Here is a 21155-nt window from a genome sequence, read left to right on the forward strand (position 1 = left end):
TGAGGCGATGAATGGCGTCGCTGCGGCCCCATCACCGCAGTCAGTTATCACCCATACCATCGACGGAAGCGCCCGAATCGGCGCGAACGATCATTCCGACTTGATCGTAATACAGGTCACGGAGTTTCGCCGAGGCGGCCGCCCACCGACCCGGCGATCGGTTCGTCGTCGAGGCGACCCGTCCAGTAATGCCATAACCGTTGTCAGCGCACGACTTCGCGGTGTGTGGTGTCGAGTCGGCGCGTCCAGCCCCGGCCGTCGAGGTGTTCGAGCAGGGGGATGACGACGCGGCGGGTCGTCCCCAGCGCCTGCCGCGCCTGGCTTGTGGTGAAGGGCTGGTCGAGACCGGCGAGGACCCGCATCGCCTGCGCGGGGGTGCGCGGAGCCACGATGATTCCGCCGCCGAGGCGCAGGATCCGTCCCGCCTTCTCCGCGACCGCGAGCTCCCGCGCTCCGAGACCGAGTTCGCGCAGGTCATCGGCTTCCGGGGCGGCGAACGGGTCGGCTGCGAGCAGGCGCTCGATCTCGGCGATACTGGCCTCGGCGGCGCCGAGTCCCGCGGTATGTCCGGGCGGGCGGACCATTCCGTCGACGGCTTCGAGCCCGGCGCGGGAGATGACCTGGTTGAGCAGTCGGCGAGTCGCAGCGTCCGTGCCTTTGGGCAGGGGCAGAGTCGGCCCAGCGTGCGATGTCGACGAGGTGATCAACGAGGCGTTCGGTCTGCGACCTGAGTCCGGAGTTCGCCGAAGTGCCTCGGCGACGGCTTTGACGGGTACTCCGGCGGCCATCGGCGTGGCGGCGAGTTCACAGTTGACCAGGGACTTCGTCGCCTCGACCCAGGAGGTCAGAGTCGGCGAGTGGACGAGCCAGCCGCCCACGTCCTCAACGTCGGCAGGCAGGCCCTCGTCATCGGGCACATGCAGTCCGAACCGGGTAAGGACGGAGCGTTCGACGGCTCCGCGGCGGGCCACCTCGTCGAGGATATCGCCCTCGATGGGACGGTCGGCAAGCTCTTGAGCTCGCCTGGCACCGTCGCCTCGTCGGGACAGTTCGGGCGGGTCGACGTCGAGCACGAGGAGACCTGCGAAGACGTTGCGGCTGCCCGGGGCACGGAGCACAATCCGGTCGCTGACCTGCAGGGGAAGTGGTCGGTCGAGGGTGAGCCGGGCGTGTTCGGCATCGAAGGCCCGCAATCGTGCGGGTACGGCGGCGGTGCCGATATGGGCCATGAGTTCGTGGATGCCGGTGTCGAGGGTCTCGCCCATGGTGCGGCGCACGTCGATCGTGTCGACGATCGGCCAGGCCCCACTCGTAAGCAGTGCGTCGCCGCGGTGGAGGTCGTCGGCGGGGACGTCGCGGAGGTTGACGGCCACGCGGGCCTGCGGGACCACCTCGGTGGTGGTGGAATTACGGGACTGCAGACCCCGCACACCCACGGTCCGGTCGATGGTCTCTCCGCGCACCTCGACTGTATCGCCCGTGGTCAGGGCGCCTGCCGTGAGGGTTCCGGTGACGACGGTGCCGGCTCCCTTGATGGTGAAGGCCCGGTCGACCCACAAACGCACCCTCCCCGAGGTGGTCGGAGGCTCGGCCGTGGCCGTGACCTCGTCGAGGACGCTGATGAGTTCGGGCAGGCCCTGCCCGGTCGTGGCCGAGACAGTGACAATCGGCGCTGCTTCGAGTGGTGTTCCACGCAGCTGCGCTCTGACCTGAGCCTTTGTGGTCTCGACGGAGTCGGGGGCGAGGTCGGCCCGGGTGATGACGACGAGGCCGCAGGTGATGCCGAGCGCATTGATCGCGTCGCGATGGTCAGTCGATTGGGCTTGCCAGCCCTTGTCTGCGGCGATGACGAAGCAGGCGATGGGGGCGGGGCCGAGCCCGGCGAGCATGTTCGCGAGGAATTTCTCGTGTCCGGGAACGTCGACGAAGGCGAGTTCGCGTCCCGAGGGCAGCGTCGTCCAGGCGAAACCGAGGTCGATGGTCAGTCCGCGTTTCTTCTCTTCGGCCCACCGGTCGGGTTCCATCCCGGTCAGGGCACCCACCAGTGTCGACTTCCCGTGGTCGACGTGGCCTGCGGTGGCGATGACGAAAGTGTCAGGCATTGTAGGCACGGACTCGTTTGATGGCGGCAGCGATGCGGTTGTCTTCGCTTTCGGGTACGCAGCGCAGGTCGATGAGGCATCGACCCTGGTGGACGCGGGCGACGGTCGCCGGATCGCCGAGGCGCAGCGGCTCGGCGAAGGCTTCGGGCAGTTCGACGGCCCAGCCGGACAGGGGCACTCCGGGGGCTCCCCCGCCGCCGACTCGTCCGTCGTGGTCGACGATCGTGGCACCGACCGCCTCGGCGAGGGTTTCGGTGCGTTTCCGCAGGTGATCTGCGTCGATGTGGAGGGCGTCGTGGATCGGGTTCGCCGTGTGCGTGATCGTGGCTTCGAGGGCGGCGAGGGTGAGTTTGTCCGTGCGCAGCGCTCTGGCCAGGGAGTGGCTGGCCAGTGTCTGCACTGCTTCGGTGCGGCCGAGGATGAGGCCGGCCTGCGGGCCGCCGAGGAGTTTGTCGCCGGAGACGATGACGAGGTCGGCGCCGGCGCGCAGGGCGGTGTCGATATCGGGTTCGTCGGGCAAGGCAGGGTCGGGGGTGAAGAGTCCGGAGCCGAGGTCGACGATGAGCGGCAGGTTGTGCTCGTCGGCGAGTCCGCGCAGGTCGGCCACGTCGACGGAGGAGGTGAATCCTTCGACGCGGAAGTTGCTCGTGTGCACCTTGAGCAGGCAGGACGTGTCGTCGCTGATGGCCTCGGCGTAGTCGGCCAGGTGGGTGCGGTTCGTCGTGCCGACCTCGCGCAGCCTGGCGCCGGTCGTCGTCATGAGGTCGGTGAGGCGGAACCCGGCGCCGATCTCGATGAGTTCGCCGCGGCTGATGATGATCTCACCGGAACCTGCACCTCGACCGCGCATCGCAGTGACGGCCAGCAGCAGGGCGGCCGCACCGTTGTTGACCACGAGAGCATCCTCGGCAGCCGGGCTCGCCTGCAGCAGGGCGGCCTTCGCTCCGGTGCCCCGCTTGCTGCGTTTGCCGGTGCCGAGGTCCATTTCGACGTCGACATATCCGGCGGCTTCGGTGATTGCCTGGGTTGCCGCAGGTGAGAGCGGTGCCCGGCCGAGGTTCGTGTGGACGAGGATGCCGGTGGCATTGAGCACTGGGGTCAGGGAGGAAGCCGAACGAGAGCTGAGCTTGGAGGTGATGGCGGGGGCCACCTCGGCGACGGGGATCTCACCGGCTCGGGCGGCGTTCTGCACCTCGGAGATGATGGCCTTGATGGTCGCCTGGTTGAGGCGCTCACCTGCGGCGATGACCTCGGGGAGGGCGAGGAGATGATCCGTGCGCGGAATGGATCGACGCGGGTCGGGGTCGACCATCTGACCTCCTCCTCTGTGCGGGGTCACGGCGGCGCCGCTTGGTCGGCGGGACCGCGAAACGGTTGGCGGAGGCGGACGGGAATCGAACCCGCCAGACCGAGATACTCGGTCTCACTGGTTTTGAAGACCAGGGCGCCCACCAGGACACGGACGCCTCCATAAGGAATCCTATCGCGGGCGTGGACGAGTTGAGACGAAGGGCCGATGTGGTCGGGGCGGCGCTCGGTTGACCAATCGAACCAGTATCGAGCGCGCCGGTACCGATCTTCCGACCGAGTTCACTCACCATTCGCTCAGGCTTCTCCAAGCGCGACTTAAGGTGACAAGGTTCCCAGCCATCACCGCTCGAAGGTCGCCATGCCCTCCTCGCTTCATCCTGCCTGGTCACATCACCATTCCAATCCCACGGGCGCACGTCGCTCCCCCGCGTTCGTCCCCGCCGTCCTCACCACTCTGGCGGTCCTCGCCGCCCTCATCGCCCCGGTGGGATCGCTTCCCGGTCAGCCGGGTCCCGCCTCGGCGCCGGCCTATGCGGCACCGCCGAGCGATGAGGACCTCGGCAAGGACGGCTCAGCACTGCGCTCGGCAGAGACGAAGCGGGTGGCTCCGGGGCTCGAGCTGACGAACTTCTCCCGCCTTGAAGACGGCGGGTGGAACAACGGCAATGTGCTCACCGCGGACCTCACCACGGACTCCCTGTCGATGGACGTCCGCGACACCGGGAAGGTCGCCGGCGCCGGCACCACCAGCGAGATCATGGCAGGCGGCCCCGATGGGAAGAAGGCCGTGGCCGCCGTCAACGGCACGTTCTTCGACATCAACAAATCGTGGGCTCCGATCTATACGTCGGTGTCGAAGGACGGGATGCGCATCGGCTCGAAGGAGCCCAAACCCGCGCTCACTCTCGAGGACAAAAATGCGGCCGTGTCGATGCTCTCCGCGGCGGGAACGCTCACCCACGACGGGCAGGAGACAGAACTCGGCGGATTGAACAATCCGGAGCTGAGCCCCGACACCATCGGTGTGTACAACGAGGCGTGGGGAGACCATACGCTCGACCGCCCGGTCGGCGGCCCCGATGACATAGCCGCCGAGGTCGCCCGCGTCACTGTCGTCGACGGAAAGGTCACCGAAACCTCGGGCATGGTGGACGAAGCGGGCGACCCGGACATCCCGGCAGACGGACAGGTCCTGCTCGGCCGCGATGCCGGGGCGAAGACGCTGTCGGAACTCGAAGTCGGCGACGACGTCGACGTCGAGATCGGACCGAGCGAGGACGTCGACATGGGGATCGCGGGCAGCCACCAGATCCTGGCCGACGGCTCGGTTCCCGACCTCCCCGCCGGCGACCTCGAAGACACCGAACACCCGCGCACCGCGGTGGGCATCAGCAAGGACGGTTCGGAGCTGTTCGTCACCACCATCGACGGACGCAGCGAGTCCTCGGGAGGCATGAGTCTCGAGGACATGGGCGAGTTCTTCTCTGACATCGGCGCCTACAACGCGGTCAACCTCGACGGCGGCGGGTCGACGACGATGCTCGCCCGCACAGCCGGCGCAGATGCTCCGGCACTGCAGAACGACCCGTCCGACGGTAAACAGCGCACCGTCGCCAATGCCCTCGTCTTCTACTCAGATGCCCCCGCGGAGCAGCTGGCCGATGCGCAGATCGAACCCGAACTCGACGGACAGACCACCGTGCTCAAGGGGCTGAGCCGATCGATGAGGGGCACCGGGCTCGGTAAGAATCTCGAACCGATCGCCTCCTCCGGAACGTTCTCCGCCGACGGCGGAGTGAAGCTCGCCGACTCCGATGAGTCGAACGCCCGCGTGACCGGTGAGACCACCGGCAAGGGTCGCGTGAGCTATGCCGTCGACGGGCACACCGCGCGACAGGACCTCGATGTGCTCGGCGAACCGGTCGGACTCTGGCCGAGCGCGCGGAGCATCAACCTCGAGGACGCCCAGGACTCGCAGACCTTGTCCCTGACCGGCTTCGACTCCGAGGGCAGGCGTTCTCTCATCGAAACCGGCGACATCGACGTCGACGCCGACGAAGGGCTGAGGGTCGACACCGACAGCCTCGGCGAACTCGTCGTCTCCGCCGATTCGTCGACGGCTGGGAAAGGCAAGGACTCCCGCGACGACGAACTGACGTCCGGGAACGTGAAGCTCACCGTCGGAGACGTGACAACGACGATCCCGGTGACCGTCGGCACAGAGTCGGCAGAGGTCCTCGACTTCTCCGACACCTCGGCGTTCACCGACGGCGCGGACCGGGCCACCGGGTCCTTCGCCGACGGTGAGCCCAGCCCCGACGGCAAGCCGAGCATCGACCTCTCATATGACTTCTCTACCTCCTCGGCGACGCGCGGCTACTACCTCATCCCGAAGGAGCCGGTGAAGCTGGAAGGCAACACGGTGGCGTTCGAGATGATGGTCCGCGGCGACGGCACCGGGGCCTGGCCCAGGCTGCAGGTGAGCACTCCCGACGGCACGGTGACGAACATCGACGGTGACCACATCACCTTCGACGGGTGGCAGAAGGTCCGCTTCACCGTCCCCGAAGGGCTCTCCCAACCGCTCACCCTCGAACGGATCCGGATGATGGAGACCCGATCTGCCGAGAAGTACAAAGGGGACATTTCGATCTCGGACCTCCAGGCGATCTCCACGCCCGAGACCGACGATCCGGCCACCTCGGCGCGGCATGATCCCGCCCTGCTGACGACCGGGACCGTCGATGACCGCCCGCAGAACATCGCCGTGATGAGCGACGCCCAGTTCGTCGCCACCGACCCGGATTCCGAAGCGGTCAAGGGTGCCCGGCGGACGCTCAAGGAAATCCGTGCCGCGAAGCCGGATCTGCTCGTCATCAACGGTGACCTCGTCGACGAGGCCTCTCCGGAGGACTTCGAACTGGCGAAGACGATCCTCGATGAGGAATGGGATGAGTCGATCCCCTACGTCTACGTGCCCGGCAACCACGAAATCATGGGCGGGGAGATCGAGAACTTCGAGGCCGCCTTCGGGTCGCCGACCGGCGAACGCACAGTGGGGCGGACGAAGATCGTGACCCTCAACTCCTCGGATGGAACGTTGAACGGCAGCGATGATGAGCAGCTGAACATGCTCGAAGACGCCCTCGACGAGGTAGCCGAACGTGACGAGCTCACCGGCGTCACAGTGTTCTTCCACCATCCCCCGCAGGACCCGCTGCCGTCGAAGACGAGCCAGCTCGGGGACCGGCGGGAGGCCGAGGAGCTGGAGAAGAAGCTCGGCGACTTCCGCAAGGACAGCGGCAAGTCCGCGGCCGTGATCAACGGCCATGTGGGGGCGTTCCACGGGTCCGCGGTCGAGGGCGTGAGCTACCTCATCAACGGAAACTCCGGGAAGGGTCCGGCCGGCACTCCGGCAACCGGTGGATTCACCGGATGGACGATGCTCGGCGTCGATCCCGGCGTCGGCGACGTCGGTGACGATCCGACCACGGCCGATCGGGTCGGTTGGCTGGCCGCGGAGACGAAGCCGCGCGTCGATTCGATCTCACTCGAGGCACCCGGCTCCCTGGCCCCGGGCCAGTCCGCGGACGTCGCGGCGTCCTTCACTCAGGGTGAGCGCACCGTTCCCGTGGGGTGGCCGGCGACGGCTCAGTGGGGTGGTGACGGGGTCGTCGTCGATTCCGGCGCCGAGGTGGCCATGCAGCAGGCGACGGGCGCGAAGGTCAGTGCCCGGTCGGTGAAATCCGGTGCCCCCGAGGCGGCCTCCGACGTCGTCCGCGTCAACCCGGCGACGGGGCAGATCACCGCGGAGAATCCGGGGACCGCGACGCTCGAGGTCACCGTCAACGGCAAGACCGCGAAGGCCACCGTCGAGGTCGCGGGGGAAGAACCGCCTCCGGGTCCCGGCGATGACGACGGATCTGAGGACAGCGGCGGATCCGCCGACAGTGCGGGAGCTGAGGACGGAGGCGCTTCGGCGGACGAGTCCGACGGCGGTGCTTCGACGCGTGGCTCCGACGCTTCCTCCGCGGGAAGCGAAGAGGGCGCATCGGACGGGTCGGACGATGACGGAGCGTCCTCCGGAGCCTCAGCCGGCACCGACCGGAATTCCTCTGCGGACAGCGGCTCCGATGGATCCGGTTCGGGAGCGTCGATCGATGGATCGTCGAGTGCCTCGGGCGGCACCTCCGATGGCGGCGGCGATCTGCCGCGCACCGGCGGACCGGTTCTGCTCACCGCACTGCTCGGCGCGTTGCTGGTCATCGGCGGAATCATCGCCGTCCGCGCGGCACGGGCACGGGCGGGCGCCCGTCGCGCCTCTTGACCTGCGATGTTAGTCTCCGAGTATGACTGCGATTCAGGACCGTCTGACCTCGTTCGCCCACGGTGGAGGATGCGCCTGCAAAATCCCTCCCGGCGAGCTCGAGGACGCGGTGCGTGGATTGGTCGGGCAGCCCGGTCCGGATGTCCTCGTCGGCCTCGATGACGGTGATGATGCCTCGGCGGTGCGAGTCCGGGATGATCTTGCGGTGCTCTCGACCGCGGACTTCTTCACCCCCGTCATCGACGACGCGTACGACTGGGGGCGGATCGCCGCAGCCAATGCGCTCTCCGACATCTACGCGATGGGCGGAACCCCCGTCACGGCGATCAACCTCGTCGGGTGGCCGCGGGAGAAGCTGCCGATGGAGCTGCTCACCGAGGTTCTGCGCGGCGGGCTCGACGTTGCGGCACAGGCGAACTGCCCCGTGGCCGGCGGGCATTCGATCGACGACCCCGAACCGAAGTACGGGATGGCCGTGACCGGTGTGGCCCACCCGGATGAACTCATGCGCAATGATTCCGCCGAGGCGGGGCTGCCCCTGACATTGACCAAGCCGATCGGCGTGGGGATCCTCAACAATCGGCACAAAGTCACTGGTGAGACCTTCGATGAGGCAATCGCCACGATGACCGCGCTCAATGCCGAAGCGTCACGGGCGGCCGTGGCTGCAGGCGTACGAGCGGCCACCGACGTCACCGGTTTCGGTCTGCTCGGGCACCTGTTCAAGATGGCGCGGGCCTCAGGAGTCGGAGCAGTCATCGATGCGGCCGCGGTGCCCCGCCTCGGCGGAGTCGATGCGTCGATCGCTGACGGGTATGTGTCCGGCGGGACGAGGCGAAACCTCGACTGGGTGCGGCCTCATCTGACCGCGGATGCTTCCGTGACTGAGGACGATCTGCTGCTTCTGGCCGATGCGCAGACCTCGGGCGGGCTGCTCGTCGTCGGCGAACTGCCCGGTCACCCGATCATCGGCGAGATTGTCGCCGGCTCGGGCGTGCACGTGAGGTGAGGGGCACTATCGACGCGGAGTGACGTCCTCGTCGCGGAACTGGCGGAAGCTGGACGTGAAGAACCAGAAGAAAGCGCCGGTGAAGAGGCCGGCCGACAGTGTCTGCCACCAGTTGAATGACTCGTTGCCCCAGCCGAGCAGATGCATGCCGAAGTAGACCAGTGGGAAGAGCAGTGCTACGAGCACAGCACTACTCAGACTCTTGCGGTCTCTGAGCAAGTTCTTCATAGAACTCTCACGCTACCCAAAGAGGGCTATTTTGCAAGATGCTTTGCTGAATACGGTGTCTGGTGAGGCTGTTTTTGACACCGATCGGCGTTCGCAGAGAGAAATTTCGCGACGATTTCGAGCATCCTTCATCGGTCCTCGCACACCATCCCGTTGCACCGAGGTGTTTTGGCACTAAAGGCGAGGGGTGTCGCAGGAACTGTAGGAAGAGCCACTCGCGAGTGGGTGTTGGCACTGCCGGTGCCCAGCAACACGAACGGTGAGCGATGCTCACGGTGAGGGGCGCTCGCGCTTAGCGGTGATGCCTTGCCCGCGCGCCTACCGGCCGGTGGTGATGGAATCGTCGGTGACGCCGGCCGCGCGGCGCTCCTCGAGGCGAGCGCGCTGCGGCTCGACCACGTGGCGCGGATCCTTCGTCGATTCGATGCCGGCCTCCAACACACCGAAACGCGTGTACGCCGAAGCGGCCGCAAGTGCCGCACCGGAGACGACGGACAGCCCACGCAACACAGCGCGGGTCTTCCAACTCCGTTTGCCGATACCGGCTGATTCGCTCGCGCTGCCCACAGCTTCCGCAATCGCACCAGTCGCGCCACCAGCTGCACCACCACCGCGCGCCAGCTTCTTCGCGAACACCCTGGCGCCCACCTCGGCGACGGCGGTGCCAATGGCTCCGGCGATGAGCAGCTTCTCGGCCCGATGGAGCTTGTGACCGGGTTCGCCCTCTTCCATGGGATCGACCTCGGCCGGATGCATCCCCTTCTTCATCCGGTCCATCGCCACCACTTCACTCGCGGCACCGGTCAGCGCGAGCAGACGAGCGGGCCCCGCCTCGCGAACCGGCGCCAGCCCCATAGCGGCACCACCAGCAGCCAGCGCAGCAGATGACGTAAACACGTACGTCAGTCCGTTGCGACCGGCCGCGTTCCAGGTCGGAACCGCGGTAGCGCCGAGGAGCACACCGGTATACGCGGCCAGAGGAGTCGCGAAAAGGGCCGACTCGATGGCGGCCGGCGTCTCGAAAGTGTGGAGCAGGCGCCGCAACGGACCGAACAGCAACAGCTTCTCGCCTGTCAGCCGATCGACCTCGATGGCGGCGAGCACTCCCGAGCCGACGCCGAAGCCGGAGAGGATCCAGGTGCCCAAACTCATCGGCGAGGAGACCTTGAACACGCGCATCATGTTGATGAAGCGCTCCGGTCGGCCGAGGTCGGCCACCAGGGCCGCGCCACCCACACCCGTCGCGGTGATCGCTGTCAGCCTCGTAGCGATGCGCAGACCGGGCCGATCGGTCAACTGTGCACCCAGACCCAGCAGGGAGGAGCCGCCCGCCAGGCCACCGAGGAACAGGTAAAGGCCGATCTCATCACCCCATGGTGGAGCCTTGACGATCGGTCGGCCGTAGTAGGACGTGAACTCAACGTCCTCGACCATCGGCATCTCACGATTGCCGTCGGCTCCGCGATTCTTCCATCCGCCGCCGCGACGGCCCCGTCGGCCACCGGGGCCGTCGGATCCGCTGGGACCTCCGCGGCCGCCTCGGCGACGCCTCTTCCGCCCGCCTTCCGGCTCGGGTGGGCGGTAGGAATCAAATTCGGATGTGCTCAACGCCTGCTCCCCAGGAACGCGAGACCGGCCGCCGCCGCCATGCCGAGCGCCGCCATGCCGGCCTTCGCGTACATGCCGGGCAGGTCCTTCGTCGCGACTCGCGGATCCGGCGGCAGTCCGTAGACCTCGGGCTCGTCGAGGAGGAGGAACACGGACCCTGTACCGCCGACACCGTCGTTCGGGTTCGCTCCGTAGAGGCGAGCCTCGGTCAGTCCCTTCGCATGCAGTGCTGCCACGCGTTCATGCGCCTGGGCGACCATGTCGTCCCGGTCGCCGAACTTGATCGACTGGGTCGGGCACGTCTGCGCGCAGGCCGGTTCCTGGCCCTCGACGAGGCGGTCGTAGCAGAGAGTGCACTTGTTCGCGGTGCCCGCGTCCGGCACATCCATGTCCGCAGCTCTGCGGTCTTCGCGGTCGGTGGGGGTGTTGATCGTGCCGTCGTCGCGACGTTCGATGACGCCGAAGGGACACCCGGCCACGCAGGTGCCGCAGCCGTTGCAGACGTCGTTCTGGACGACGACGGTGTCGAATTCGGTGCGGAAGAGCGCACCGGTCGGGCAGACGTCGAGGCAGCCGGCATGCGTGCAGTGTTTGCACACGTCAGAGGACATCAGCCAGCGGAAGTCGGCGGTGTCCGGCGGTGTCGTATCGACGCCGGTGAAGTCGGCAGGGTCACTCGGTTCGAGCGCACCGGGAGCCAACAGGTCGACACCGAGCTCGGGTGTTGTCGGCAGTCCCGCGCTGGTCCGACCCTCCGCAGCAGCCCCGAGGGCGCCGTCGAGTGGCTGGGCCCCCGATGACTCATCGGTGCGCGGGCGGATCGTCGGCATGCCGAGGTTGACGAGTTTGCGACCGGACTCCCGCGCCTTTTCGATGCGTTCGGAGTCCTGTTCGATGAACGCGACGTGCCGCCAGGTGTTCGCCCCGAGGCTGCCCGTGTTGTCATAGGAGGAGCCGAGCAGTTCGAAGGTGCCGTCCTGCGGGTTGTTGTTCCACTCCTTGCACGCGACCTCGCAGGCCTTGCAGCCGATGCAGATCGAGGTGTCGGTGAAGAATCCCTTGCGGCTGTGCGGCGAATCGTGCCAGTGCCCGTCCGCCGGCGCCTCCCTGTCGAACGGGTCTGGCCCGGCTGCGGTGTCGAGTGTCTGAGCCGACATCATTCCTCCTTCCCCTTTGAGCCATCATCCCCGATGTTCTTGTCTTCGGCGGTACCGGACTCGCCGTCGTCGGCCTCCGGGCCGTCCCCTCGGGCATGATCGCCGGCACTCGCGCCGCCGGTGACTCCGTCGGCGCTGCCATCCGATGTGCCGTCGGCACCGTCAAGAGTTCCGTCGTCCGCTGCGATCAGCGAGGAACCGTCATCGGAGGACCGTTTGGCAGTCAGGTCCTCCTTCGTCGCCCCCGCCGGTCGGATGTCGACGGGTCCGCGACGATCCTCGGCACTGTCACGCAGACGCACTTCGGGGACCTCCTCTGCGTGACCCGGGGCCTCGGTGTCGTCAGACCCGGCCCGATCACCGGATCCCCTTCCATAGGTGCGGCTCGGAGACACTCCGACCGCAGAGTCTCCCCCGCGGTCGTGGTGGCCGCCTGAATGCGCCGAACTGTCGGCACCGGAGGATTCGGCGACGATGCCTTCGGACACCGTGACGTGGGCGTTACCCGACTCGGGGCTCAGTCCGGCGCTGGCCTGGTACTTCTCGACGAAGTCGACAAGCTCGGGGCCTCTCGGACGACGACCGGGAACGACCGCGCCGGCGACGTACTTGCTGTTCTGGATGAAAACATTCGGGTCCATGGTCACGCCGAGCAGGTCGTTAGCCGAATCGCCCTCGACCACGGCACCTGTGCCGCCCACGCCCCAGTGGTAGGGCAGACCGATCTGATGGACTGTCTTGCCGCCGATCGTCAGAGGAGTCATCCGCTTGGTCACGAGTACCCGGGCTTCGATCGCCGCGCGCGGCGACACCAGAGTGGCCCAGCCATAGGGTTCGAGCCCCACTTCGGCGGCGAGCTCCGGCGAAACCTCGCAGAACATCTCCGGCTGCAGCTCGGACAGGTACGGCAACCAGCGGGACATGCCGCCGGCCGTGTGATGCTCGGTCAGCCGATAGGTCGTGAATACGTACGGATAGACCTCGGAACCCGGATAGCCCGCGCCCGGTGCGGACAGGTTGTCCTCACGCTTCATCGTCAGCCGCGACGGGCTGTTCTGCTGATCGTAGAGCGGGTTGGCCACAGTCGATTCCTGCGGCTCGTAATGCGTGGGCAACGGACCGTCGACCATACCGCTGGGAGCGAACAGCCACCCCTTGCCGTCGGCCTGCATGATGAACGGGTCATCTCCGTCGAGGTGACTCGGTCCTCCGTACGCCTGATCGGAACGAGCCGATGGCGCGCGGTCGATGGGGAAGTCGGGCACGTCTTCTCCGACCCAACGCTGCGTCTCCTCATCGAACCACACGTACTTCTTCCGCTCCGACCACGGCGTCCCGTCCGGAGCTGCAGACGCGCGGTTGTAGAGGATGCGGCGGTTGAGCGGCCAGGCCCACGCCCATTCGAGCGCGGTCTCGTCCTGCTCCTCCCGCGGCTTCCTGCGGGCGGCCATGTTCTCGCCTCCCGCATAGATGCCTGCGTAGATCCAGCAGCCCCCCGCCGTCGTTCCGTCCGCGGTCATTTCGTTGAAGGTGGCCAGCGGCTGACCGTCCTGCTCACCGCCGATGTGATATCCGTTGATCTCGGCGAGCACGGATTCGGGGTCGACCTCGCCTTCCTCGTCGACTGGATAGTCCCAGGTGAGGTCGAGGATCGGCCTATCGCGCGGATCGGTGGAGTCTTTGAGTTTCTCTCTGATCCGCTTGCCCAGGAAGAAGAAGAAATCGAGCTCGCTCTGGGCATCTCCCGGCGGGTCGACGGCCTTGTGTCTCCACTGCACGAGCCGCTGAGTCTGCGTGAAGGTACCGGCCTTCTCGGTGTGGTTGGCGGCCGGCATGAAGAACATCTCCGTTTCGATGTCCTCGGTCTTCAGCTCTCCCGTGGCGATCTCCGGGCCGTCCTTCCACCAGGTGGCCGATTCGATGAGGCTGAAGTCGCGGACAACCATCCACTTGAGGTGGCTCATCGCCATCCGCTGCATCCGCCCGTTCGCCGAGCCCACGGCGGGGTTCTGTCCGAGCAGGAAGTATCCGTCGACGCCGTCGGCGAGCATCCGCTCTGTGCTCTGGTACGTCCCATGCGCACCGTTGATGCGCGGCAGGTAATCGAAGGCGAAGTCGTTGTCCTCCGTGGCCGCGTCACCCCACCAGGCCTTGAGCAGATTGACGGCGTAGTTGCGCCCGTTGGCCCAGAAGCCCTTGTGTGTTTCGGGCGTGCCCACTGCCGCGACATAGTCGTCGAAGGAGTCGTGGGCTCCCGCGCTCGGCATCGGCAGATACCCGGGCAGCAGATTGAAGAGGGTGGGAATGTCCGTCGAGCCCTGGATCGTCGCGTGCCCGCGCAGCGCCATGATTCCGCCGCCCGGTCGGCCCATGTTGCCGAGCAGCAGCTGGAGGATCGAGGCGGTGCGGATGAATTGCGCGCCGAGGCTGTGCTGAGTCCAGCCCACGGCGTAGGCGAAGCAGGTGGTCCGTTCCCGCCCCGAGTTTTCGGTCACCGATTCGTAGAGGTAGTCGAAGTCGTCAGGCCGGATGCCGCAGCTCTCGGCAACCATCTCCGAGGTGTAGCGCGAGTAGTGCCGTTTGAGGATCTGGAGCACCGAGCGCGGATCACCCATCGACGGATCGGTGCGCGGGGCACCGTCTTCGTCGGTCTGGTACGACCACGTCGAATTGTCATACGAGTTCGTCTCCGGGTCGTACCCGGAGAACAGCCCCTCGAGGTCCTCTGCGTCGACATAGTCCTCGCTGATGAGGTTCGTCGCATTCGTGTAGGCGCGCACGTACTCCTCGAAGTATGTGCCCTCAGACAGGACGCGGTTGATGAGCGCACCGAGCAGCACGATGTCGGAACCGGCCCGAATGGGCACGTGCTTATCGGCGATCGCTGTGGTGCGCGTGAAACGAGGATCGACGTGGATGATGCGGGCACCCCGGGCCTTGGCCTCACTCACCCATTGGAAGCCCACGGGGTGGCACTCGGCCATATTGGAACCCTGGATGATGATGCAGTCCGCATTCGCCATATCCTGGACGGGTTGTGTGGCGCCGCCGCGCCCGAACGAAGTTCCCAAACTGGGAACGGTGGCGGAGTGTCAAATACGCGCCTGGTTCTCGATCTGTATCGCCCCGGCCGCGGTGTAGAGCTTCTTGGCGAGGTAGTTCTCCTCGTTGTCGATGGTCGCCCCGCCGAGGCTGGCGATGCCCATCGTCCGCCGCAGCGGGTGGCCTTTGTCGTCGAAGTCCTCCCAGTGGTTGCGGCGGGCTTCGATGAATCGGTCGGCGATCATGTCGATCGCGGTCGACCGGTCGATCTTCGTCCAGTCCTTGGCCTTCGGGGCCCGGTAGAGGACGTCGGTGACACGGCCGGGAGCGTTGACGAGCTGTTCGCTGGCTGCGCCCTTCGGGCACAGGCGACCGCGTGAGATCGGTGAGTCCGGGTCGCCTTCGATCTGCACGACCTTGTCATCCTTGACGAAGATCTTCTGCCCACAGCCGACGGCGCAATAGGGGCACACGGATTGGACGACCTTGTCGGCCGTGACCGTGCGTGGAGTGGTGTCCCGAGTCTGCTGGGACACGACGGATTCGCCGCGTCCCGTCTTATCCGACGTGCGCAGCTGCCGGAGTACCGGCCACTCGAGGAAGCTGAACCGAGCCATGGCACCACCTTAGCCCCTCACAGGGTGGAAATGCACCAGGTGAGACCGGGTTTTCGACCCCATCTCAGGGGGTTGGGAATCGCCCGGTTCGCCGAGGCGGCTGCGCGGTCATGATCGACCGCGCAGCCGCCTCGGCGCTGGGTACCGGGTTCGAGTCTCTGGGTTGGCCGAGTTCAGACCCGGCGGGCCAGGAGGATCGCGTCCTCGAGTTCGGCGGGTTCGCCCGACGGGGAGGTCACTTCTCGGGTGCGGGTGTCGGCGAGTTCGATCTCCCAGCGGTGCGGGCTGGCGCCGATGAGGAGGGCGAAGTCTCCGTTCGGGCTGACCAGTTCATGGTGGTGGTCCATGCCGTGCTCGAACTTCTCGCTGTGTTCGGCGGCCCACGGCGGCATCGTCGCATGGGAGACGAGCAGGAGGGCCCCGCCCGGTGCCACGTGCGCGGCGACGCGGGTGAGGAGCTCTTCCCGGGTGTCGGGCAACCGGGTGTGGAGGAAGGATCCGGTGACGAGGTCGAAGCCGCCTCGGCGATCGGGGTCGTCCGGTTCCCAGGTGGAGACGTCGGCGACGGCGAATTCGGCGGAGATTCCGCGGGATTCGGCGGCCCGGCGGGCTCGGTCGATGGCTGTGGTCGACAGGTCGATGCCGGTGGCGTCCCAGCCGTTCTCGGCCATCCAGAGGACGTCGGCGCCTTCTCCGCAGCCGACGTCGAGGACGCGGCCGGGGGTCATCTCGGAGACGACGGCGACGAGGGATTCGTTTGGATTTCCGGACCAAATGGCATCGTCGGCCTCGGCGTAGCGCTCTTCCCAGGCGGCCACCGAATCGGGCACGCCGGCACCGTCTGCGGCGGTGCTGTCTGCGTGGGTGTGGTCGTTGCTGCTGGTCGCGGTCACTTGTCGACGCCCGGGTCGGCAGGGATCGAATCGGGTGCGGCACCGTCCGCGCCGTCGCTCTCTGCGGCAGCGGCGGCTTCCTGTTTGGCCAGTTCGGCACGGACCTCGTCCATGTCGAGTCCCTTGACGGCGGTGATGACCTGTTCGAGCTGCGGGGCGGCGAGCGCGCCGGGCTGGGCGAAGACGACGATGCCCTGGCGGAAGGCGACGAGGGTCGGGATCGAGGAGATCGCGAAGAGTCCAGCCAGCTGCTGCTGGGCTTCGGTGTCGATCTTGCCGAAGACGATGTCGGGGTTGGCCTCGGCGGCCTGTTCGAAGACCGGGGCGAACTGCTTGCAGGGGCCGCACCAATCGGCCCAGAAGTCGAGGAGGATGATCTCGTTGTCGTTGATGGTCGACTCGAAGTTGTCTTGCGTGATTTCGATCGTAGACATGCCGACCAGTCTAGGAGCCGCGGATGAATATCGCCTGGACGGAGGTCACATGACGGGGCCGATGTCCGGAACGACGGGGCGGCCGAAACGGAGCTGACAACCGCCACGACGGGGATCAACTCGGCGGGCGCCCGATGCTCAGCCCACGAGGTCCGTGATCGGTTCGTCGTCGATGATGGCGGTGAACACGGCGTCCGCCTCGGCGGATTTGACCACCCGGTTTGGGTCTTCCGGTGCGGGTGTCCACGGCATGATCTCGAAGGTGATGTCGTCCTCGGGCACGGAGGCAACCGTCGTGGCCAAGGAGGCCAGCGAACGCATCGAGTCGAGTTCGTCGTCGACGCCGATCGTCGAGGTCACAGCGTCGAGGAATCCGTACAGGCGGTCGGGCCGGGTGAGGACCTGGCCGCTCTTGGCGCGGTCGATGATGGCTTCCATGACCATCTGCTGGTTGCCCATCCGCGAGATGTCGCTGCCATCGCCCACGGCGTGCCGTGTCCGGGCCAGGGCGAGGGCGTCGTCTCCGCCGATCGTCTGGTGGCCGGCAGGCAGGTCGAGGTTCGCCTTCGAGTCGGTGAGAGGTTCGTCGAGGTCGACGGTGATCCCGTCGAGCGCGTCGACGATCGCTGAGAATCCGTCGAAGTCGACGTTGATGAAGTGGTCGACGCGCACCCCGGTGAGTTCCTCCGCCGCTGATACGGAGCAGGCCGGCCCCGCATTGAGGGCCGAGTTGATCATCCCGTGCGTGGCCGCTGACGCGCCGTGGCCGGTGTCGTCGCAGGCGGGAATGTCCATGATCGTGTCACGTGGGATCTGCACGGCGTCGATGCGGCCGCCGTCGGAGGCGACGTGAGCGAGGATCATCGCATCGCTGCGGGCACCCTCAGCGCTGCCGAATCCTTGGCCCGAGGCGGCCCCGGAGTTCGCGCCTTCACCTGTACCCGAGTCATCGGAGGCGTCCTTCGCCGAGTCGAGATCGCGAGTGTCGGATCCGATGATGAGGACGTTCGTCTCGTCGGTCAGCTTCTCCGGGACGTCGCCGCCGTGGGCGCGCAGCGGGGAGGAGGAGATGTTCGCGCCGAGGTTGTGCACCGCCACCGCGATCGTCACGGGGGCGCCGATGATGAGGACCGCAGCCACGGCGACGAAGGTGCGCCGACGCCGGTACTTCGCGGCGAGGCGTCGCTGTCGGCGGGGTCCTGGCGGCGGTGACGATTCTTCGTTGTCCACGGTTCGGGTGCTCCTGCGTCCGGGGTCACGGCGGATTGCATACAAAACAGAATGTATACAATCCTAAATGCCCGTGCGGTCGAGTGCACATCGCTGTGTTCCATCTCTCGACTGAAATCATTCGACCGAAATCACCCGCAGAGCGATCACTCTGTTAAGCTGGAATCGTTCTCGCACAGAAATGTGCGGAGCAGATGGTGTCTGAAGAGCAGGTAGATTCGCTCGTCACCATGTGTTTGCCCGTCGGCGCGTGTCTGCCTTCCGCGCCCCTCATGATTTTTCCCAGTTCAGTCGTCTGACGACTCCCGTCCAGCACCTTCGAGTGCATGATCGAAACCGAGAATCCCCACGATTTCGTCTGAGACAGAGACCTCACATCAGAGAACTCATCCTCACCAGCGATTCCAAGTCCTCGGTTCACCCACAGATTTTCGTTGGATCTGCGTCTGAAGATCCAGTCCAGCCAGCGGGAAAGCCGGATCCAGCAATGGGTCCGACCATCACGATCGCAGCAGCGGTCATCAGTTAAAAAATAAGGATACAAAGATTATGGCAACAGGTACCGTGAAATGGTTCAACGCGGAAAAGGGTTTCGGATTCATCCAGCCTGACGACGGTTCGGCTGACGTGTTCACTCACTTCTCCGCGATCGAAGCCTCCGGCTACCGCGAGCTCACCGAGGGTCAGAACGTCGAGTTCGACTCTGAGATGGGCTCCAAGGGCCTGCAGGCGACTCGCGTCCGCGGCCTCTGAGACTCTTTGAGAGTCTCACCTAGAGACTTCTGAGATTCACCAGCGACCCTGCGTTCACCCATTTGGCGTGAACGCAGGGTCGCTGTCGTCTCTTCCCCAATTGCTACCTGACGGGGGCCCAGCAACCTGGCGCCAGGTTGCTGGGCCGCCGTCACCGGCGTTGACAGGCACCCTTGCTCTACTTAGAGTCAGTGCCAACGGCCGTGAACCCTGACGTTGGAGGAGCGATGAAGCACTCGCGACTCACCAGCTGGATCGTCGCATTCATCCTGCTCGCCGCCGCCTGCATACTGAGTTCCCAGGCGGCACCATTCCATGACTTTGCCGCGTTTCTGTGGTTCTTGGCCCTCGTACTCATGATCACCGCCACGACTCTCGCGGTCATTCGTGACCGCCGGCGACGCCGATCTGGCTGAACACTCCGGCAGCTCCACGCACATCGGCCCGCCCGGTTATCCTGAACTCATGCCGCCCTGCGACACTCCTCATCTGCGCCTGCGGGAGATGACCGACGACGATCTCGACGATATGGCCGCCCTCCTCGGCGATCCACAGGTGATGGAGTATTACCCTCACCCCAAAGACCGCACCGAGGCGGCTGCGTGGATCCGGTGGAACCGACGCAATTACGCAGAGCACGGGTTCGGGCTGTGGATCGTGGAGACGCACAAAGGTGAGTTCCTCGGCGACTGCGGCCTGACTTGGCAGATCGTCAACGGCGCACCTCACCTTGAGGTCGGTTTTCATGTGAAGCCGTCCGTCCAGGGTAATGGGTTCGCCACCGAGGCGGCTCTGGCCTGCGTCGATCACGCTCGAGAGCTCGACGTGGCTGCAATACTGACCGCCATCATCCACCGAGACAATCGACCGTCGCAGCGAGTGGCAGAGAAGCTCGGGATGCAGCGCAACCCCGAACTCCGACACAAGTCCCCGGACCACGAGGTATTCTCACTCCACCTCTGATCTCCCTAATTGCTACCTGACGGGGGCCCAGATACCTCGCGCGAGGTTGCTGGGCCGCCGTCGGGTAGCAATTAGTGGTGGGCTAGGAAAGTGCAGAAATCCTCGACTCCGCTGAGCTCGATGTCGTTCCGCCTACTGGTTTCCCACGCCGAGCGGGTCAGGCGCCAGCGCTGGATGCGTCCCGGCTCGCCTCGGCGGATGTCCCAGTCGACCCCGTTGCGCTCATACCCCAAGGCCTCGGACACCTTGTTCGATCCGATGTTGTCGACGAACGCATCGGAACCGGCCTCACTCGCCCCGAGCCCCGCGAACGCAAGATGGAGCAGAGCACTGCGCATCTCGGTGCCGAGGCCGCGACCGCGCACATCCGTCGACAGCCAGGAGAATGACGCGAACGTCCCGCAGGAGTCGAATTTCTCCGCTATGAGGTCCTGCATCCCCACGGCCTCACCATCGACGAGGACGGCGAAGGCCAACCGGAAATCAGAGGGAGAGAACCGCCCCCGACCACGCCATACGCTCTGGAGCCACCTGCTCACCCGCACGTCCGGGTCGGATTCGTAGAACGACATCGGATCGTCGTAGGGGGCGGGTTCCGCGAAGACCTTGCCGTCCCGCACAAGAGGGGCGAGCGCCGCGAGCATCTCATCGGCGGCACCGACGAGCTCGAGTCGGGGAGTCTTCACCCGGATCTGCAATGGCGGGTAGCCGATCATGAAACCAACCTAGGACAGCCAGACCGAATCCACAATGGTCCGACGACTCCAGGTAGCGTGGGGTTCGACTCCAGGATGCCGATAACAGGTGGTGGCCCATGACCGAACCCGATCGCCCGACCCCGACGACCGTCGTCTTCGACCTCGGCAATGTGCTCATCGGCTGGGACCAGACAGGGCCTCTGGCCGATCGCATGAGCGCCGATGAATGGCATTCCTTCGCCGAGGCGGCCGACTTCCCCTCGCTCAATACCGCAGCTGATTCCGGCGTTTCGATCACCGATATCGTCGCCCGAGCCGCCGAGGCGGACCCCCGCCACGGTGAGATCGTCGCCGGCTACTACGAGAACTTCGACAAATCCCTGACCGGTCCGATCGACGGCATGGCCAAGATCGTCGCAGATCTCAAGACCGCCGGCGTCCGCCTGCTCGGGCTGTCGAACTGGTCGGCTGAGACCATCCACCATGCCCCCGTCGTCGCCCCGGCGATCAGCGAACTCGAAGACATCGTCGTCTCCGGTCGAGTCGGTCTGGTCAAACCCGATCCGGCGATCTTCGAACTGACCCGGGACCGATTCGACCTCGACCCGGCCCGGACGGTCTTCGTCGATGATCTACCCGCCAACGTGGAGGCAGCTGAACGACTCGGCTTCATCGGCCACGTCTTCTCAGGAGCCGCCTCACTGCGCGAGGAACTGTCCGAGCTCGGTCTGTTTAAGTCTTACTAAGACATTGCGTCCGGTTACTTGTTGGACTTTCAGTCCG

Annotated in this window: 15 protein-coding genes, 1 tRNA gene and 1 pseudogene; 6 read left to right on the top strand and 11 right to left on the bottom strand. The window is 66.0% G+C overall.

What is annotated here, in order from left to right:
• Positions 1 to 203 precede the first annotated feature (203 nt).
• The 3 genes from selB to AC3CD9_RS15345 all read right to left on the bottom strand — a co-directional run bounded on the left by selB (position 204) and on the right by AC3CD9_RS15345 (position 3572).
• A complete protein-coding gene (selB, locus tag AC3CD9_RS15335; protein ID WP_488364796.1) occupies positions 204 to 2102 on the bottom strand; it encodes a selenocysteine-specific translation elongation factor in 1899 nt (632 codons plus the stop codon).
• Complete coding sequence (selA, locus tag AC3CD9_RS15340; protein ID WP_488364797.1) at positions 2095 to 3414, bottom strand: L-seryl-tRNA(Sec) selenium transferase; 1320 nt, start codon at positions 3412 to 3414, stop codon at positions 2095 to 2097. Before selA ends, selB begins: the two co-directional genes overlap by 8 nt.
• Before the next feature lie 63 nt (positions 3415 to 3477).
• Positions 3478 to 3572: transfer RNA gene (locus AC3CD9_RS15345), tRNA-Sec, on the bottom strand.
• Positions 3573 to 3771: 199 nt separating this feature from the next.
• Here AC3CD9_RS15345 and AC3CD9_RS15350 point away from each other — a divergent pair.
• Together AC3CD9_RS15350 and selD are read left to right on the top strand one after the other, a co-directional pair.
• Positions 3772 to 7740, top strand: a complete 3969-nt coding sequence (locus tag AC3CD9_RS15350; RefSeq protein WP_488364798.1) for a phosphodiester glycosidase family protein — start codon at positions 3772 to 3774, stop codon at positions 7738 to 7740.
• Positions 7741 to 7762: 22 nt separating this feature from the next.
• Complete coding sequence (gene selD / locus AC3CD9_RS15355; protein WP_488364799.1) at positions 7763 to 8749, top strand: selenide, water dikinase SelD; 987 nt, start codon at positions 7763 to 7765, stop codon at positions 8747 to 8749.
• Positions 8750 to 8755: 6 nt separating this feature from the next.
• Here selD and AC3CD9_RS15360 read toward each other — a convergent pair whose 3' ends face one another.
• The 7 genes and pseudogenes from AC3CD9_RS15360 to AC3CD9_RS15390 all read right to left on the bottom strand — a co-directional run bounded on the left by AC3CD9_RS15360 (position 8756) and on the right by AC3CD9_RS15390 (position 17958).
• Complete coding sequence (locus AC3CD9_RS15360) at positions 8756 to 8977, bottom strand: hypothetical protein (protein ID WP_488364801.1); 222 nt, start codon at positions 8975 to 8977, stop codon at positions 8756 to 8758.
• A gap of 318 nt (positions 8978 to 9295) precedes the next feature.
• The gene (nrfD, locus tag AC3CD9_RS15365) at positions 9296 to 10585 is read right to left on the bottom strand and encodes an NrfD/PsrC family molybdoenzyme membrane anchor subunit (RefSeq protein ID WP_488364802.1); all 1290 of its coding nucleotides are present in this window, start codon (positions 10583 to 10585) and stop codon (positions 9296 to 9298) included.
• Entirely contained in the window at positions 10582 to 11742 is a 1161-nt protein-coding gene (locus tag AC3CD9_RS15370; RefSeq protein WP_488364803.1) for a 4Fe-4S dicluster domain-containing protein, read from the bottom strand. Before AC3CD9_RS15370 ends, nrfD begins: the two co-directional genes overlap by 4 nt.
• Before the next feature lie 500 nt (positions 11743 to 12242).
• Positions 12243 to 15401 (bottom strand): annotated as a pseudogene (gene fdnG, locus AC3CD9_RS15375) (formate dehydrogenase-N subunit alpha); the annotation flags it as partial.
• 173 nt (positions 15402 to 15574) lie between these two features.
• On the bottom strand, positions 15575 to 16294 hold the full coding sequence (locus AC3CD9_RS15380; protein ID WP_488364804.1) for a class I SAM-dependent methyltransferase: 720 nt from the start codon (positions 16292 to 16294) through the stop codon (positions 15575 to 15577).
• Positions 16291 to 16728, bottom strand: coding sequence for a thioredoxin (gene trxA, locus AC3CD9_RS15385; protein ID WP_488364806.1), 438 nt, complete (start codon positions 16726 to 16728; stop codon positions 16291 to 16293). Before trxA ends, AC3CD9_RS15380 begins: the two co-directional genes overlap by 4 nt.
• A gap of 138 nt (positions 16729 to 16866) precedes the next feature.
• On the bottom strand, positions 16867 to 17958 hold the full coding sequence (locus AC3CD9_RS15390) for an LCP family protein (protein WP_488364807.1): 1092 nt from the start codon (positions 17956 to 17958) through the stop codon (positions 16867 to 16869).
• A 549-nt stretch (positions 17959 to 18507) separates the two neighbouring features.
• On the opposite strand from AC3CD9_RS15390, the gene AC3CD9_RS15395 reads away from it, so the two are divergent.
• The 3 genes from AC3CD9_RS15395 (at position 18508) to AC3CD9_RS15405 (ending at position 19674) form a co-directional block, all read left to right on the top strand.
• Entirely contained in the window at positions 18508 to 18711 is a 204-nt protein-coding gene (locus AC3CD9_RS15395) for a cold-shock protein (protein ID WP_062240453.1), read from the top strand.
• Between the two features lie 227 nt (positions 18712 to 18938).
• The gene (locus AC3CD9_RS15400; protein WP_488364808.1) at positions 18939 to 19127 is read left to right on the top strand and encodes a hypothetical protein; all 189 of its coding nucleotides are present in this window, start codon (positions 18939 to 18941) and stop codon (positions 19125 to 19127) included.
• A gap of 49 nt (positions 19128 to 19176) precedes the next feature.
• Positions 19177 to 19674 carry a GNAT family N-acetyltransferase gene (locus tag AC3CD9_RS15405; protein ID WP_488364810.1) on the top strand — a complete coding sequence of 166 codons (498 nt, stop codon included), beginning with the start codon at positions 19177 to 19179 and terminating at the stop codon, positions 19672 to 19674.
• 71 nt (positions 19675 to 19745) lie between these two features.
• Here the strand turns inward: AC3CD9_RS15405 and AC3CD9_RS15410 are convergent, their stop codons facing one another.
• Positions 19746 to 20390 carry a GNAT family N-acetyltransferase gene (locus AC3CD9_RS15410; RefSeq protein WP_488364811.1) on the bottom strand — a complete coding sequence of 215 codons (645 nt, stop codon included), beginning with the start codon at positions 20388 to 20390 and terminating at the stop codon, positions 19746 to 19748.
• Positions 20391 to 20488: 98 nt separating this feature from the next.
• Between AC3CD9_RS15410 and AC3CD9_RS15415 the strand changes: the two genes are divergently transcribed.
• A complete protein-coding gene (locus tag AC3CD9_RS15415) occupies positions 20489 to 21118 on the top strand; it encodes an HAD family hydrolase (RefSeq protein WP_488364812.1) in 630 nt (209 codons plus the stop codon).
• Positions 21119 to 21155 lie beyond the last annotated feature (37 nt).

This window comes from Brevibacterium sp. MGP-B1, from assembly GCF_057766545.1.

Coding starts and splice junctions, on each gene's coding strand:
- selB (WP_488364796.1), bottom strand. CDS start 2,102: ATGCCTGACACTTTCGTCATCGCCACCGCAGGCCACGTCGACCACGGG.
- selA (WP_488364797.1), bottom strand. CDS start 3,414: ATGGTCGACCCCGACCCGCGTCGATCCATTCCGCGCACGGATCATCTC.
- AC3CD9_RS15350 (WP_488364798.1), top strand. CDS start 3,772: ATGCCCTCCTCGCTTCATCCTGCCTGGTCACATCACCATTCCAATCCC.
- selD (WP_488364799.1), top strand. CDS start 7,763: ATGACTGCGATTCAGGACCGTCTGACCTCGTTCGCCCACGGTGGAGGA.
- AC3CD9_RS15360 (WP_488364801.1), bottom strand. CDS start 8,977: ATGAAGAACTTGCTCAGAGACCGCAAGAGTCTGAGTAGTGCTGTGCTC.
- AC3CD9_RS15370 (WP_488364803.1), bottom strand. CDS start 11,742: ATGTCGGCTCAGACACTCGACACCGCAGCCGGGCCAGACCCGTTCGAC.
- trxA (WP_488364806.1), bottom strand. CDS start 16,728: ATGTCTACGATCGAAATCACGCAAGACAACTTCGAGTCGACCATCAAC.
- AC3CD9_RS15395 (WP_062240453.1), top strand. CDS start 18,508: ATGGCAACAGGTACCGTGAAATGGTTCAACGCGGAAAAGGGTTTCGGA.
- AC3CD9_RS15400 (WP_488364808.1), top strand. CDS start 18,939: ATGAAGCACTCGCGACTCACCAGCTGGATCGTCGCATTCATCCTGCTC.
- AC3CD9_RS15405 (WP_488364810.1), top strand. CDS start 19,177: ATGCCGCCCTGCGACACTCCTCATCTGCGCCTGCGGGAGATGACCGAC.
- AC3CD9_RS15410 (WP_488364811.1), bottom strand. CDS start 20,390: ATGATCGGCTACCCGCCATTGCAGATCCGGGTGAAGACTCCCCGACTC.
- AC3CD9_RS15415 (WP_488364812.1), top strand. CDS start 20,489: ATGACCGAACCCGATCGCCCGACCCCGACGACCGTCGTCTTCGACCTC.